This window comes from Candidatus Zixiibacteriota bacterium (assembly GCA_016933955.1).
Taxonomy (GTDB): domain Bacteria; phylum Zixibacteria; class MSB-5A5; order GN15; family PGXB01; genus JAFGTT01.
The window spans coordinates 40,593-54,946 of record JAFGTT010000010.1 but is presented as its reverse complement, the minus strand read 5'-3'; the positions used below and the strand labels follow the sequence as shown (position 1 = coordinate 54,946).

The following is a 14,354-nucleotide window of genomic DNA, read 5'->3' as shown; positions in this document are numbered from 1 at the left end:
TCGTCACCCCTTAAAACAAATTAATCAGCGTCATTGCGCCGATTGCCGTTAATACCAACCCAACCACCCAGAAAATAGCCTTCAGGAAAATAGTCGCCCCGGGCGACAACCGGAAATCGGCCATTATCTGCCAGATTCCGTTCATGGCATGAAAAGCCACAAAGGGAACGAACAGCATATAGTACACCTTCCACCATACCGATGATGTCAGGTTTTCCTGTACCGAATGAAAATTGATAATTCCTTCGGCGGTAATATTATGGAATAGGTGATGCACGTTCAAGTGTGTTATCAGAAAGAACGCCAGCAAAATGCCGGAAATTCTTTGCAGAAACCAGGCCAGGGCGCTCTGGTTCGACACTTTTTCTGCCATTAAATCCTCCTTGGAAATACTGGTTCAATCATGTCTATGATTTCAAATTTAGATGATTAAATTGGCCCTTGTCAAGCAATATGTTGAATGACACCGGCGGTTCCCCGAATGATCGTCTCTGGCCGGCGTCGATTAACCTTAGATCGGCCCGATACGCCGGTTCCGTATTATTTTAATTCTATCCCTGAAAGTATAGAATTCCCGGTCCCCGCGCGGGATTTTAAAATTTATCAAAGTTCGGATGTATAACCATCCGAGGCCGCGGTAATATCGGCCTTCCCGGATAAATCGGCCACGAATTCCCTTATTCTCGATTCATCTTCATCGGCAATATGGGTCAGGATTGTTTTCCGGACCTTTTTCCCGGATATAAGTTCCGGAAGGACGGTCAGATCGATATGGGTCGTTTCAAGGATCAGCAAATCAAGATCATCGGGGGCGGGGTGGATATCATCCAGCGAGGCCAGGTCGGACGAATAATAAATTTTCTTACCATCCCCCTCGATCAGAAAAGAATAACATTGCATCCGGTTAGTATAACCGTAATCGGCAATCAGACGGGCGTTACCTTCCAGATGCCCATTGAGAAATGACCGCACTATTACCCGGCCGCCGGCCGGCCGATGTTCATCCTCGACCGCCAGTAAATTAGCCCGAAAAGGAAATTTTTCCTGAAACAGGTAACAGGCATCAAAAAACCTTCCCACCGGGATAACCGCCTCATCGGGAACAAATATATCAATTGACCTCTCCCGCCGGGTATGATACAATTTTTGCATCAACAACGGCAGATCGGAGCAGTGATCGGGATGCATATGCGAGATAAAGATCGCCGCCAGCCGGGTGGGGTCGAAACCGGCCCGAAGAAAAGCCGACGCGACACCTCCGCCGCAATCGAACAGGATCAGATCGCCATTGAGGTCGAGAACATGCCCGGAGCTGTTTCGTTCCCCCGACGGAATTCCCGACGCCGACCCCAGCACTGTCCATTTTATCATTCTGACCTTCCCCCCCTTAAAGTTTTCGTCTCTCTATTCCTCGATCTCGAAATCCAGCCGGGAGACAAACACCAGCGCCTTTTTCTCCGGATTGAAATTCTCGGATTTAAGCCATTCCATAAATGTATCCAGTGAAATCGCTCGACCCTTAAGATCCGCAAAAGAACATTCGTTAATTAACCTGAGATATTTTTTATTATTGGTAATAAAATAATCACAACCGTTAAGATAAACAATCTGTTCCAGATCGATATACTCCCGGTCATCCGGCGCGGCACCCTCAAGCAGATTCAGGTTGTAACAAATTTGCACATCAGCCAGATAAAACAATGAAATCAACCGTTGCACCATGTATTGAAAATCCGGGTAATTGTTCATGACTCCCTTGAGTTTAAACCGCAATTGAAGTTTATCGAAAATAAACCGGCGGAAATCATTGACGAGATCGCTGTTGCCTGCAAAAGTCTGCCGCAGTCCGGACGGATTGGCGAATCCCGCCGCATGGGCTCGCACCGCCTCGCCGAAATTGGTGATATACTTGTACGCCTTGTCCCGGTAATCTTTGACCTTGGCCAGGTTGTCGGCCATTTCCTCAGGCCCTTTACCCTGGAAAAAATCGTTGATTAACTCGAACCAGAATAAACTACCGTCCCGAAGAGAATCATCCGGCAAAGCATCCGACATCCGCCAGACATAAAGCTCCACCGGCAACAGCACGTTTTCATCCTTGATAGCCAGGGTGCTGTTGATAAATCCTTGGATTTTACGGTACGATTCCTCATTCTCGGAAGTTCCCAGTTGCTCGAAAAAGGGAAACAGGTTGAGATTCAGATTCAACCTCTCGCGCGCATTCAATTCCTCGATCCGATGCAGGCTATTTTCATAATCAGGATGATTACAGAAATCTTTGAGTGTCGGGATATCCATAAAAGTTTCCATCGTCATAATCATATCCTCTCCGGCCCGGTTATCATCTATATGAAACTGGCGCCGTTTATTTCACTTTTTCAATTTCAATCCGGCGATTATTTTGACGGCCTTAAGACATTGCTCGCGATTGACATCCAGATGGGTCACAAAACGCAGCCTGGTTTTGCCGAAGGACACTGCCAGAACTCCCTGTTCCCTCATTATTTTTAAGGCCTCCATCGAGGTCAAACCGGTTTTGGGGATGTCCGCCAGAATAATATTGGTCTGCACCCGTTTCAAATCGATATCGAAACCATCAATTCGGCTCAACCCCTCGGCCAGCAAACGCGCGTTCTCATGATCCTCGGCCAGCCTGGGAATATTATGCTCGACCGCATAAAGCCCGGCCGCGGCAACAATCCCGGCCTGGCGCATCCCGCCCCCGAACAGCTTGCGAGTCCGTAATGCCCGCTTGATAAAATCATGATTACCCAGAATAACTGACCCGATCGGCGCCCCAAGTCCTTTTGAAAGACAAACTGAAACCGAATCGAACGGTGCCACCCAATCGGCCAGGGGAATCCCCGTTGCCACATGAGCGTTCCAGATTCGCGCCCCGTCGAGATGCATGATCAGGTTATGTCGATCCGCCACCCTTCTGATCCGATGGATTTCCTCCAGCGGAAAAATGGTTCCCCCGTGGCGATTATGGGTATTCTCAACCTCTACAATTTTGGTGATCGGACTGTGGATGGTAATATCACGCACCCGGCTTTCGATTTGCTCGGCCGTGAAAGCCCCGTATTCGGTGTCGATCATATTAACCAAAAGCGAGGAATGGATCGCCGGACCGGCCGTCTCATAATTGACAATATGACAATCCCGTTCGCAAAGAATTTCCCAGCCCGGCTCCGATATGGTTTTCAAAGCCACCTGGTTGCCCATCGTTCCGGAAGGTACATAAAGGGCCGCCTCTTTGCCGAAAAGCTCGGCGACCGTTTTTTCCAGACGCAAAACAGTCGGGTCATCACGGAAAACATCATCGCCCACCTCGGCCTCGGCAATAGCCTTCCGCATGGCCGGCGACGGTTTGGTGATAGTATCGGATCTTAGGTCAATATATTCCATCTGCCGAATATAACCACTCAAACCGATTCTGACCAGAGGAATTTTGCTTTTGGATATAATTGACAACAGCACCATTATATGGTATATATGACCACATCATTTTCAAAAACCGGAGGATATGATATGAATTTACTTTCAGGAAATAATCTGCGCCGATGCCTTTTTTGCATAGCGGCCATGTTAATATTGACTTCGTCTTTTGCATTCTCGCAGTCATTCCCTAAAAAAATCTACCTGGGATTGACCCTGCCCTACAATACCGTCGGTGGCGATTTTGATGGAAGCCTTTCTCTTTATAACAGCGGCCTTCAGGAAGGCTTTTATATCCCTGATGCCGATGGGGCAATCGGATTCGGTGCCGTTGCCGGATATGAAAAATATTTCAACGGAAAATTAGGTTTCGGCGCTGAACTTGCCTTTGAACGGACATCACATGATGTAACGCAAAGCACCTGGACCAGCACTGCTACTCTGATTATCTTCAGTGGCAATCTTAAAGCATTTTATGATGCTTCTCCGGTAGAACCATATTTATTATTCGGCATCTCCGTCCCCCGTTTCACAGCCAAGAACGGCTCCGTCTCAGGAACCTATCAAAGCGTCTTTGAAGACGCCCGATTCACGGGAGTCGGAATCAACCTTGGCGCCGGAATTAATCTTTATGTCATGCCGAAGTTGAATCTCAATGCCGGTATTACCTATCGATACATTAATTACAGCCGGGCCAGGGGCATTGGAGATTGGGCTGAAATTCCTAACGGTTTAAAAGGATCGGGGATAAATATTACCGGGGGATTAATTTACAGCATTCCCCTCGACTGATAATATTTAACTGCTAAAAAAATAATTTCAATAGAAGAAACATGGCCAGCCCGCTGACCAGCGGGACAGTGATATTATCATCGATTTCAAATGATACCGCCTCGGTAACGGTTGCCACCACGGCTCCTATCAGTGTAACTGTCAATGGCAAACCGGGCGTTATCAGAGCTACGATTAAAGCCGCCGCCAGGAAACTCAGCGAGCCCTCGAACGATTTGTTTTTGAACCGGCGTTTACCCCAGCGGCTTCCGATCAGGGCCGAGGGAGGATCGCCGGCGATGATGAAGGCCAGCGAGGCTACCGCGATCGGTTTGGAGAATATGGCGATCACCAGACAGGCGGTCACAAGAATATAAGTGGCCCCTGTGAAATCCCCGCCGGTTTCGGTCCGGCGCAACATCGGCCGAATCAGCCAGCCGATCCGATCCCACAATTCCCATCCCCGCAATCGACTAATATCAATCATGATCATAAGCAGGGTAATGGGGATCATGATTATCAGGCCTTCCGATCGGCTCAGGCCGAGAACATAATAGCCAACCGGAATGGTGAAAGCGCCCAGGTGAGTCAGCTTTCGGAGGAGTTCCCCCTTGAAAGAAATATTCTTTGAAGCCTGATTTTGCACCATCTAAAACGCACTAACGGCGGTCTTTGGACGCCATGGTGATTCGTTTAATGGGCTCAAGATTGTATTTTATCCGGTGTTTATCCATCAAGGAGCGTTCCCAGTCGGCCCGGAGTTCCGCCTGATGAATCTTTTTCAGGGCATCCACAATAGAAGCCCGAACCTGTTCCAGGGTCATATTGTACCGTCGATCGACCACCTTGATAATATGATAACCCCATTCGGTTTTGACCGGATGGGTGATATGCTTGGGTGAGGTCATAAGAGCCGCCCGGTAAAAAGCCTCCGGCATTTCCCCTTCCCCGATCCAGCCCAGATCCGCCGCGGCCACCCGAATTTCTTCCGCCCCAGGATAATTTTCCTTGGCCAGATCGAGAAAATCTACACCCGAAAGCGCCTGGTCGCGGAGGAATTCTCCGTACAGGGAATCCTGGACTATTATATGTTGCACATAAACCGGCTTATCAAAAACATATTTATTTATATTACGCTGGTAATAATCCTCAATCAGGCTGTCCGATGGTGTCCAATCATAGTCATGGCTGGCTTTTTCCACCATATCCTTGGCATATTTATGGTACAGATCATCATGCTGTTTTTTGGCATCGGGCCGCTCCAGCATACCCAGATCGTTACCCGCCAGTATCAGCAGGTTGGTCCGCGCCTTAAAAGCAATACCATCATGGATCCGATCCAGCGTCAGGGTATCATATCCGTTCCCGGCTTTGTACTGATGAAGATAATCCGGCAACTTATAAAATAATATGGTATCGATATGATTGATAATGGCGGCCCATTCCGAATCCGGAACGGCATACAGGTTGGGATTCGACAGAGCCGAATCGTTATAGACAATATCGGCGGCGGCTATAATGGAATCCATGAATCCGACACTGCGCGTCCGGGCCAGCTCCAGACGCAGCATCTGACGAGCCTGCTCGTAGAATTCCGGCGTCAGAGGAGCCTGCCCGGAATCGACATGATCGATTACCTCCAGGATATTCCAGCCATCGGGTGTCTTGAATGGCTCGGAAACAGTCCCCGGGGCCTGCGAAAAGGCATGATCCTCGAACTCCTTGCGGTATGTATTCCGGAAAAAGTATCCCAGTTCCCCGCCTTTCTTACCGGTTTCGCGATTCATCGAATAATCATAAGCCAACTGCCCCAGATCGGCCCCGGAGTCAACCTGGGCCCGAAGAACATAAATACTGTCGCGGGCCATGGAATCCAACTGGGGATCTGTGTATCCTTTATATTCCAGGGAATCAGCTCCGCGCTTCAAACCATCGGCGGAAATAACCAGTGCGCGCGCCCTGACCTGTTCCCGGTAACTGAAAGTCTCCGGCCGGCTTCGGAAAAAGCTGTCCACCTCGGCCGAATCGACCTGAATGGAATCAATAACCAGTTTCTCGTAAAGATACTTAACATAAAAATCCTCGAACCGAACCCGGTAAGTTCGGTAAAGAGGCAGGTCTTTCTTAAGATCAACCTTGAAAGCCTCGAGGGATATTATCGAATCAAGGACAATTTCCCGCAGGGTATCGAAAAATACACTGGAATCAACCACCCCGCCTTTTTCAAGTAAATCACTATTGGCCAATCGCAAATAAAGATCGGTGGCCATCACTTTCGACTGACCGTCATCAATAACAACCACCGGAAAATTATTGGCGAGAATATCGTCACGGGTCAGCGATTCGGTTTTACATCCTGCTATAACAGCCGCGGTAACCAGGATTGCTATAATCAATAAAAGACACTTCTTCATGATACAATTCCGTCTTTCTAAACGTTTAATTACAGAAAATACGAAATTTATACAATTCGCTGCGAAAATCAAGCCCAAATATATTCCGGGCGAGTCTATTTCAGGAATGGGATGAAATTGTCATCGGGCGGGATTCTGATTTTTGCGGAAAACCCGACATCTGGTTGAATTGCAGCCTGAAAACCGTACCGGCGGGGGAGCCCGGGTAACAGGAAATCTCGGCTCCGAGATTTCCGGCCAGGCGCTGGACAATTGCCAATCCCAACCCGGTTCCGTAGTTTTTGGTGGAGTAGAAAGGATCGAAGATCCGGGTCCGGATGGAAGCATCGATTCCGGGACCATCATCACTAACTTCGATAATAATTCCCCCCGGATCATCGGGAATAATATCAATGACAATATGGCCGGTTTTATCACCAACGGCCTCACAGCCGTTGACCGCCAGATTGATTAGAATTTGCATGATCTGGTCATCGTCACCGAAAATATAAATGAACGATTCCTCGGCCTTCATTTTGAGATCGATTCCTTTATGATACGAAGGATGGTGCTTGACGACCTCGATGACATCGCTCACCAAACGGCACAACTCGACTTTTTTAAAGGCCGATCGGCGTCCCCGGGCATAGAGTAAAAAATCGGACAGAATATTATTAAGGCGGCTTGATTCCCGGACAATTAAATCCATCAGTCTCTGGTTTTCATTGGCCAGTTTCAATTCCTCCCGAAGAACCTCGACCGACCCGGATATGGCCGCCAGCGGATTGCGGATTTCATGGGCTATGGCGGCCGACAATTCGCCCACCGCGGCCATCTTATCGGCGGCCCTGATTTTTTCCTCCAGCTTCTTTGTTTCTGTCAAATCCTGGAAGATGGCAATAACACCGCGAATAGCGCTATCATCGTCAATAAGAAGCGATGTCGAAATGCCCAGCGGAATATTTATCCCGGCCGGATTGGTTATGGATATTTCACTGCGGGGACTGCGTTTTTCGGAATTCAGAACCTCAAGCAGATTCTCAACCAGTTCCGGCATCCGGGTGCTGAAAATATCCCGTAAGTCGTTGCCTTTGATATCCTCCTCCCTGTACCCAAGGATTTCCTCCGCGGCGCGGTTAAAATAAATAATCCTGCCGTCCCGATCGATCGTAAAGAGACCGGAATTAAGATGTCTGAGAATATCATCCGTTTCCAGCCGGGCCTGCCTTAAAGCCTTGGATGTATCCTCCAGTTCACGGTCTTTCGACTTCAGACGTTCGACCAAATAGCCGGAGATAAAAGCCACCAGGAAAAAAGTCAGGATGTGAAGAAAAATATTATAAAAAGCGGCATCATCGGATGAAAAAATGGTCTGCAGGGCTTTGGTCGATGACCCGGGAGTCCCCCCGATAGTCAGACCGAACCAGACCACAAAAGAATATGAAATTGATACCAGTGAGGCTACCCCGAGAGTCCCGGCCAGATTGGTCACCAGGGCCGCCGATATGATGGTCAGGATGAACAGAGCCGAAAAAGCCGACGAAATATTTCCGGTAGTATAAATGATTCCCACTTCGATCACTATTTCGAGAACGATCTGGATCAGCGGAATGGCTTTCGAAAGAAATCGTAAATCGAACCATCTTTGGGCAATCAGCAGCATCGGGAGCATCAGGGTCAAAAGCGAATAGGCGAAAAAAGGAAAACTGAGTAAATTCGGATAGCGTAACCAGTATATTACAATCCCGGAGATGATTACATAAGTGGCCAGGCGCAGCGAAATCAGCCAGCCGGCTTTGATCGATATGGTCCTGCTGTTCATATTGAAAATAAAAGGGCGCCGCCGGGCGCCCTTATCCTGATTGACGTTATCTATATCTTGCCGATAATATCAAACATCGGGAGATACATGGCTACCAGCAAACCGCCGATGACAATACCCATGACGACAATAACCACCGGCTCGATGATTGACGTCAGGGCCGAAACCGCCGCATCGACCTCCTCATCATAAAACTCGGCGATTTTGGCCAGCATTTCATCCAGCCCGCCGGTTTTTTCACCGACCGAAATCATCTGGGTTACCATAGGTGGGAAAACGCCGGATTCCTTCAACGGGGCAGTGATGGTATCACCTTCGGCGATGGATAATACCGATTTTTTAATGGCCCTGGCAATAACCATGTTGCCGGCCGTTTTAGCCGTGATTTCCAGAGCATCAAGAATCGACACACCCGATGACAACAGTGTCCCCAGCGTTCGCGTGAACCGGGCAACTGAGGATTTCCTGACTAGGTCGCCGAAAACAGGCGCCCTCAACAGGAGCCCATCAAAGGTCAAACGCCCACCCGGGGTTCGAATCCAGTAGATGAAAACCCCTACCGCGACCATCAACCCAATCAGTATGAAAAGGAAGTTCCGCTGGAGAAAACCGCTTATGGAAAGAACGATCTGGGTCGGTTTGGGAAGTTCCGCCCCCAGACTGCCGAACATATTGGCAAAAACCGGCACAATGAAAACCAGCATGGCGATGGTGACGCCAACCGCCACAATACTGATGATGGTCGGATATATTAATGCTCCCTTGACCTTGCGGATCAGGGCATCGGCTTTTTCCCGATAAATGGCCAGACGGACAAGAATACTGTCAAGCGCGCCACCCACTTCTCCGGCCTCAACCATGTTGGTATAAAGCTGGTCAAACACCTTGCTGTGTCTTTTAAGAGCCTCCGAGAGCGTTTCCCCTCCCTGAACACCTTCCTTGACACTGGTTATAATCTTACACAGCTCTTTGTTCTCCATCTGGGAGGAGAGAATATCGAGACACTGCACCATTGGCAAACCGGCCCCGATCATGGTGGCGAATTGCCGGGTGAACCTGGAAATATCGACTTTTTTAATACCGGTCCCGAATTTAATCTTGAGTTCCGCCGGTTTTTTGCGGATACTTGATACCATTATTCGGTTACGGCGCAGAATTCGTTCCAGATCACCTCTATCCTTGGCATCCAGTTCACCCTGAACGACCGCACCGGCCAGTGTTTTTCCCTTGTATTCAAAGACGGGCATAAGCTATCCCTTTCCTGCATGCCTGATCAGGCCATCGCCGGCGATTTTGATCGCGACAGCATTTCATTCAATTCCTGGGTATTGGAACTGAAGCCCATGGCATCACCTATGGTTATTTTTCCAGTGTTGTACAACTCCGCCAGAGACTGATTCATGGTCTTCATGCCGTACTTCTGGCCGGATTGTATCATGCTGTATATCTGATGAACCTTATCGTCACGAACCAGGGCCCGGATAGCCGGAGTGCAAACCATAATTTCCATCGACAGACAGCGCCCTCCGCCAATCCTCGGAATAAGGCACTGCGATACGACCGCCTGCAAACTGAAGGAAAGGGAAATCCGAATCTGTTCCTGCTGGTTGGTCGGAAAGGCGTCGATTATCCGGTTGATCGATTCGGCCGTGGAGTTGGTATGTAGCGTGGCAAAAGCCAGGTGACCGGTCTCAGCGATATTAAGGGCCGATTCGATCGTTTCCAGATCGCGCATTTCACCGATCAGAACCACATCCGGGTCCTCGCGCAGAGCGTACTTCAGGGCCGATGAAAACGACTGGGTATCGCTGTAAACTTCGCGTTGATTGACGATCGAGGCCTGATGCCGATGCAGATATTCGATCGGATCCTCGACCGTAATAATATGGCAGGGTCGCTCCCGGTTGATCTTATCAATCACGGCCGCCAGCGTGGTGGACTTACCGGACCCGGTCGGACCCGTTACCAGGACCAGCCCCCGCGGCAGTTTGGCCATATCGGCGATTACCTTGGGCAATCCCAGTTCTTCGAAGGTCTTTATACGAAAAGGAATCTGTCTCAGGGCGACGGCCACATTCCCCCGTTGCATGAAAATATTACAGCGGAAACGGCTCATCTGTTCAATCCCGAATGATAGATCAAGCTCCGAGTTGGTTTCGAATTTTAATCGTTGCTTCTCATTCATCATCGAATAGGCCAGTTTCTTGGTATCTTCCGGCATGAGAAGATCATATGGCATTCGATTCAATTTGCCATCGACACGGACCACCGGCGGCGAACCGACGGTCAGATGAAGGTCGGAAGCATCCATTTTCACCATCTCTTCAAGAAGCTGTCGTAAGCCTACCATATTTTCTCCTGAGAAATAAATTCCTAATCAGTCCGGTCATCATAATAGTTATCGGAAAATACGGGCCAATCTTGAAAAGAATATTATGGTTTGAATTACTTAACCTGTTGAAATGTAAGGAATTTGAATTTTTGGGAAAATCGGGACGGCTTTTTTAAGAAGTGACCGCAAAAACCTCGTCGATAGAAATCAAGCCCTGTCGGAGCTTGTCCACCGCCGCCATCCGCAGAGTTAACATACCATCCTTGATGGCCTGCTCCCGGAGCTCGTTTTCCGAGGCGTTGGCCAGAATCATCCGTTCGACATCATGGGAAACATTCATCACTTCATATATGCCGGATCGACCCGAAAGGCCGGTATTGTTGCATTCACTGCATCCCTGACCGCGATAGGCAACCAGTCCCTTGAGCATCTCATCGGGAACATGAAGAGCCTGAAGCTGTTCCTCGGTCAGCTTTTGCTCCACCTTGCAGGCCTGGCAGATTTTCCGCGTCATTCGCTGAGCCATAATCAAACGCGTGGCCCCGGCCACAAGGTAGGCCGGGACTCCCATATCGACCAGACGCATGATTGATGACGGGGCATCATTGGTATGCAGAGTAGAGAAAACCAGATGTCCGGTCAGAGCGGCCCGGATGGCGATCTCGGCCGTCTCCCCGTCTCGAATCTCACCGACCATGATGACATCGGGGTCCTGCCGCAAAAAAGACCGAAGGGCCGCGGCGAAAGTCAATCCGATTTCGGACTTGACCAGAACCTGGTTGATTCCGTCGAAGTTAAATTCGACCGGGTCCTCAGCCGTCATGATATTGATATCGGTCGTATTGATCTGCTTCAAGGCCGAATACAGGGTGGTCGTTTTACCGGAACCGGTTGGTCCGGTTACAAGGATAATTCCGTAAGGCAGGTGAATGGCTTTGTCGAATCTTTTCAAAGCCGCCGTGGTAAATCCGAGTTTGGTCATATCGACCATGAGCGCCTTCGGATCAAGAATTCGCATAACCACCTTCTCGCCGAAAATGGTCGGTAAAACCGAGACTCGCAGGTCAACCGTACGTTCGCCGATTTTAATCTTGATTCGCCCGTCCTGCGGCAACCGCCGTTCGGAGATATCCAGATCAGCCATGACTTTCAGCCGGGAGATGATGGCCGCCCGATACTTGAACGGCAACGGGTCCTTTTCATGTAGATCCCCGTCAACCCTAAAACGAACCCGAATCCGCTTTTCATAGCATTCAAAATGAATATCGGAAGCTCCGGTCCGGATGGCGTCGGCGATAATGGAATCAACCAGCTTAACCAGCGGCTTGTCCTGGATGGCCGATTGTAAATCCGCCTCCGAAATTCCTTCCTCGGCCTCGATGACTTCCAGGTTGGTATCGTCCTCCAACCCTTTGATAATCACCGAAAGGGCATTCTCATCCTTGTAATAAACCTCGATAGACTTCTGGATGGCCTTTTCCGGCGAGATAACCGGCTGGATAGAACACCCGGTAATGAACTTGACGGCATCGAGAACATAAATGTTATTGGGATCGGATATGGCAACAATCAGGTTTTTGCCCAGCTTGGAAATGGCGATTACATTGAATTTACGGGCGATATCGACCGGGATGAGTTTGACGATTTCCGGATTAAGTTCAATATCGGAAAGCCGGAGCGTGCCCATATTGAGTTGCTTGCCGATAAATGTGGTATACTCATCCTCGGAAGCAATGGCGCCCACGGTCACCAACGCCTGCTCGAATTTCTGTTTTTTATCATTCACCAGGGCTAGGGCTCGATCCAGCTGTTCCTGCGAAATCTTGCCCGCCTTGACGAGTATGGCACCTAATTCATCAGACATTTGGAAAAACCCAACTCTCGGTGCAGAGACATCCTCCGGCAGAAAACATCATATGCCCGACTCAGATCTCAATCCTGGAATATGTCGTCCAGTTTCTCTCCGGCAGAAGCGGCAAAATCGTCGGCCAGCCCGCGGTTATCGGCCTGCCCCTTGGCTTTCAGGGACACGAAAATACGGGCCAGGTCAATGGCTGTCTCTTTGGCATACAGACGTACCATCCCGATGGTCGTGCGGTCATCGAATATTACCGCCAGAATCGAACGGTCCCCCACCAGCGACATGTGAATATGGTCTTTCTTGCCCTGGTGAAAAAGAACCGAGAATTCCGATTCGCCGACCAGTCTGGCGATTTCTTTGGTCGAGGCAAAGGAGCCGGCCAGCAGGGCCGCCAGAGCAGTAGTGTCGAGAGAATGCGTAAAACCTTGACGGGTAATTAAATGGCCGTCTTTGTCAACCAGAAGAGCGCACTTGGCCTCGGCCCCTTTCAACATCCGGGCCAGGATAGAATCTATCTTTTCTATCTCTTCTTCATAAATAATCAGGTTATCATCGTTCACGGACGGCTCCTCCTTATTGCTTTATTCCAAACAGCCGCTTAAAGAAACCGCGTTTCTTCTTGACCACCCGGTTGGAACGCGCCATCATCGGGGTCGGCAGCTTCTGGTCGTTTTCTGTATCATCGCCATCGGCGGTCTCACTTAAACCGCTCTTGAGCGTCGAAATATCTTCATCTTTTGAAGCCGGCTGGAAATCTGAAACAGTGATCCGTTTTCCCCGTCTTGGTATTCTGCCCGTCGATCCCGGGTACGGCCGATCCTGCCCCCAGTTTTCCTCTTCAATCGCGGCCTGCTCCGGGGAAGGTCCGGCCTCGCGATCCTCATGGGACTCCGCGGCCTGACGTGATTCCCGGACAATCGGAGCTTCATCTCCATGGAATTCATGTTCCGGGCGAGCGGCCTGTTCTTCCGCCTCACGGACACTCTCGGCCTGGTAAGCCGCCTGCCTAATCGGGGCGGTATCCGAGGCCGATCGCGGGGCTACTTCCGTTTTTGTCTCCGTATGCACCGCCGGCGGGGCCTGATCGGCGCCCCCTTCGGCTCGCGAGGCCGGGGCCGCGGCAACCGAGGGTTTGGACCTCGCCGAGTTCGACTGACTGGAACGGGCTTTATCAAGAACCAGTTTGATTATCATTTTCAGAGTATCGAAAACTCCTGTCCCGCTGACAGCCGCCGCCTCGAAATGCTTCCAGCCCAGCTCATTGAGTTTGGCTTCAAGTTCGGCGACCGGAAGAATGTTGGGTAAATCCCGTTTATTGTACTGAATGACAATCGGCAGGTCTTTGATATCATAACCATACTCGGCCAGATTCTCTTTCATATTATTGAGGGATTCAATATTTTCATCCATTTTATCCGGCTGGCTGTCGGCGACAAAGACCAAACCGTCGGTCCCGCGTAAAACCAGTTTCCGGGTGGCATTGTAATAGACCTGTCCCGGAACCGTGTACAGTTGAAACTTGGCCGCAAAACCGCTGATAGTCCCGATATTGATCGGCAAAAAATCAAAATAAAGGGTTCTATCAGCCTCGGTTGCCAGTGAAATCATCTTCCCTCTGGTATTTTGAGGGACCTTGTCGTGAATCATCTGCAGATTGGTCGTCTTGCCTGACAGCCCCGGACCGTAATAGACGATCTTACAGGTGACTTCCCTGGTTGCGTAATTAATAGCTACCAT

At 49.8% G+C, this 14,354-nt stretch carries 13 protein-coding genes; 1 reads left to right on the top strand and 12 read right to left on the bottom strand.

The window, feature by feature from the left end; translation table 11 throughout:
• Positions 1-10: 10 nt before the first annotated feature.
• From JXQ28_03130 to JXQ28_03115, 4 genes are all read right to left on the bottom strand, one after another.
• Positions 11-373 carry a hypothetical protein gene (locus JXQ28_03130; GenBank protein MBN2276721.1) on the bottom strand — a complete coding sequence of 121 codons (363 nt, stop codon included), beginning with the start codon at positions 371-373 and terminating at the stop codon, positions 11-13.
• A gap of 230 nt (positions 374-603) precedes the next feature.
• Positions 604-1,371, bottom strand: a complete 768-nt coding sequence (locus tag JXQ28_03125; protein MBN2276720.1) for an MBL fold metallo-hydrolase — start codon at positions 1,369-1,371, stop codon at positions 604-606.
• 33 nt (positions 1,372-1,404) lie between these two features.
• Complete coding sequence (locus JXQ28_03120) at positions 1,405-2,322, bottom strand: hypothetical protein (protein MBN2276719.1); 918 nt, start codon at positions 2,320-2,322, stop codon at positions 1,405-1,407.
• A gap of 48 nt (positions 2,323-2,370) precedes the next feature.
• Complete coding sequence (locus JXQ28_03115) at positions 2,371-3,408, bottom strand: aminotransferase class I/II-fold pyridoxal phosphate-dependent enzyme (protein ID MBN2276718.1); 1,038 nt, start codon at positions 3,406-3,408, stop codon at positions 2,371-2,373.
• A 123-nt stretch (positions 3,409-3,531) separates the two neighbouring features.
• On the opposite strand from JXQ28_03115, the gene JXQ28_03110 reads away from it, so the two are divergent.
• The gene (locus tag JXQ28_03110; GenBank protein MBN2276717.1) at positions 3,532-4,230 is read left to right on the top strand and encodes a porin family protein; all 699 of its coding nucleotides are present in this window, start codon (positions 3,532-3,534) and stop codon (positions 4,228-4,230) included.
• A gap of 13 nt (positions 4,231-4,243) precedes the next feature.
• Here JXQ28_03110 and JXQ28_03105 read toward each other — a convergent pair whose 3' ends face one another.
• From JXQ28_03105 to JXQ28_03070, 8 genes are all read right to left on the bottom strand, one after another.
• Complete coding sequence (locus tag JXQ28_03105; protein MBN2276716.1) at positions 4,244-4,858, bottom strand: hypothetical protein; 615 nt, start codon at positions 4,856-4,858, stop codon at positions 4,244-4,246.
• 10 nt (positions 4,859-4,868) lie between these two features.
• Positions 4,869-6,623, bottom strand: a complete 1,755-nt coding sequence (locus JXQ28_03100; GenBank protein MBN2276715.1) for a peptidylprolyl isomerase — start codon at positions 6,621-6,623, stop codon at positions 4,869-4,871.
• A 100-nt stretch (positions 6,624-6,723) separates the two neighbouring features.
• Positions 6,724-8,424, bottom strand: coding sequence for a PAS domain S-box protein (locus JXQ28_03095; protein MBN2276714.1), 1,701 nt, complete (start codon positions 8,422-8,424; stop codon positions 6,724-6,726).
• Between the two features lie 50 nt (positions 8,425-8,474).
• Complete coding sequence (locus JXQ28_03090) at positions 8,475-9,671, bottom strand: type II secretion system F family protein (protein ID MBN2276713.1); 1,197 nt, start codon at positions 9,669-9,671, stop codon at positions 8,475-8,477.
• Positions 9,672-9,697: 26 nt separating this feature from the next.
• Positions 9,698-10,774: a type IV pilus twitching motility protein PilT gene (locus tag JXQ28_03085; protein ID MBN2276712.1), complete on the bottom strand. Its 1,077-nt coding sequence runs from the start codon at positions 10,772-10,774 to the stop codon at positions 9,698-9,700.
• 154 nt (positions 10,775-10,928) lie between these two features.
• Positions 10,929-12,620: a type IV-A pilus assembly ATPase PilB gene (pilB, locus tag JXQ28_03080; GenBank protein MBN2276711.1), complete on the bottom strand. Its 1,692-nt coding sequence runs from the start codon at positions 12,618-12,620 to the stop codon at positions 10,929-10,931.
• Between the two features lie 68 nt (positions 12,621-12,688).
• Positions 12,689-13,177: a roadblock/LC7 domain-containing protein gene (locus JXQ28_03075; GenBank protein MBN2276710.1), complete on the bottom strand. Its 489-nt coding sequence runs from the start codon at positions 13,175-13,177 to the stop codon at positions 12,689-12,691.
• Positions 13,178-13,190: 13 nt separating this feature from the next.
• The gene (locus tag JXQ28_03070; protein ID MBN2276709.1) at positions 13,191-14,354 is read right to left on the bottom strand and encodes a hypothetical protein; all 1,164 of its coding nucleotides are present in this window, start codon (positions 14,352-14,354) and stop codon (positions 13,191-13,193) included.

What these genes read in the sequence shown, in the direction of transcription:
- JXQ28_03085 (MBN2276712.1), bottom strand. Translation starts at nt 10,774, where the DNA reads ATGGTAGGCTTACGACAGCTTCTTGAAGAGATGGTGAAAATGGATGCT.
- pilB (MBN2276711.1), bottom strand. Translation starts at nt 12,620, where the DNA reads ATGTCTGATGAATTAGGTGCCATACTCGTCAAGGCGGGCAAGATTTCG.
- JXQ28_03090 (MBN2276713.1), bottom strand. Translation starts at nt 9,671, where the DNA reads ATGCCCGTCTTTGAATACAAGGGAAAAACACTGGCCGGTGCGGTCGTT.
- JXQ28_03110 (MBN2276717.1), top strand. Translation starts at nt 3,532, where the DNA reads ATGAATTTACTTTCAGGAAATAATCTGCGCCGATGCCTTTTTTGCATA.
- JXQ28_03070 (MBN2276709.1), bottom strand. Translation starts at nt 14,354, where the DNA reads ATGGTAGCTATTAATTACGCAACCAGGGAAGTCACCTGTAAGATCGTC.
- JXQ28_03125 (MBN2276720.1), bottom strand. Translation starts at nt 1,371, where the DNA reads ATGATAAAATGGACAGTGCTGGGGTCGGCGTCGGGAATTCCGTCGGGG.
- JXQ28_03105 (MBN2276716.1), bottom strand. Translation starts at nt 4,858, where the DNA reads ATGGTGCAAAATCAGGCTTCAAAGAATATTTCTTTCAAGGGGGAACTC.
- JXQ28_03130 (MBN2276721.1), bottom strand. Translation starts at nt 373, where the DNA reads ATGGCAGAAAAAGTGTCGAACCAGAGCGCCCTGGCCTGGTTTCTGCAA.
- JXQ28_03115 (MBN2276718.1), bottom strand. Translation starts at nt 3,408, where the DNA reads ATGGAATATATTGACCTAAGATCCGATACTATCACCAAACCGTCGCCG.
- JXQ28_03095 (MBN2276714.1), bottom strand. Translation starts at nt 8,424, where the DNA reads ATGAACAGCAGGACCATATCGATCAAAGCCGGCTGGCTGATTTCGCTG.
- JXQ28_03100 (MBN2276715.1), bottom strand. Translation starts at nt 6,623, where the DNA reads ATGAAGAAGTGTCTTTTATTGATTATAGCAATCCTGGTTACCGCGGCT.
- JXQ28_03120 (MBN2276719.1), bottom strand. Translation starts at nt 2,322, where the DNA reads ATGATTATGACGATGGAAACTTTTATGGATATCCCGACACTCAAAGAT.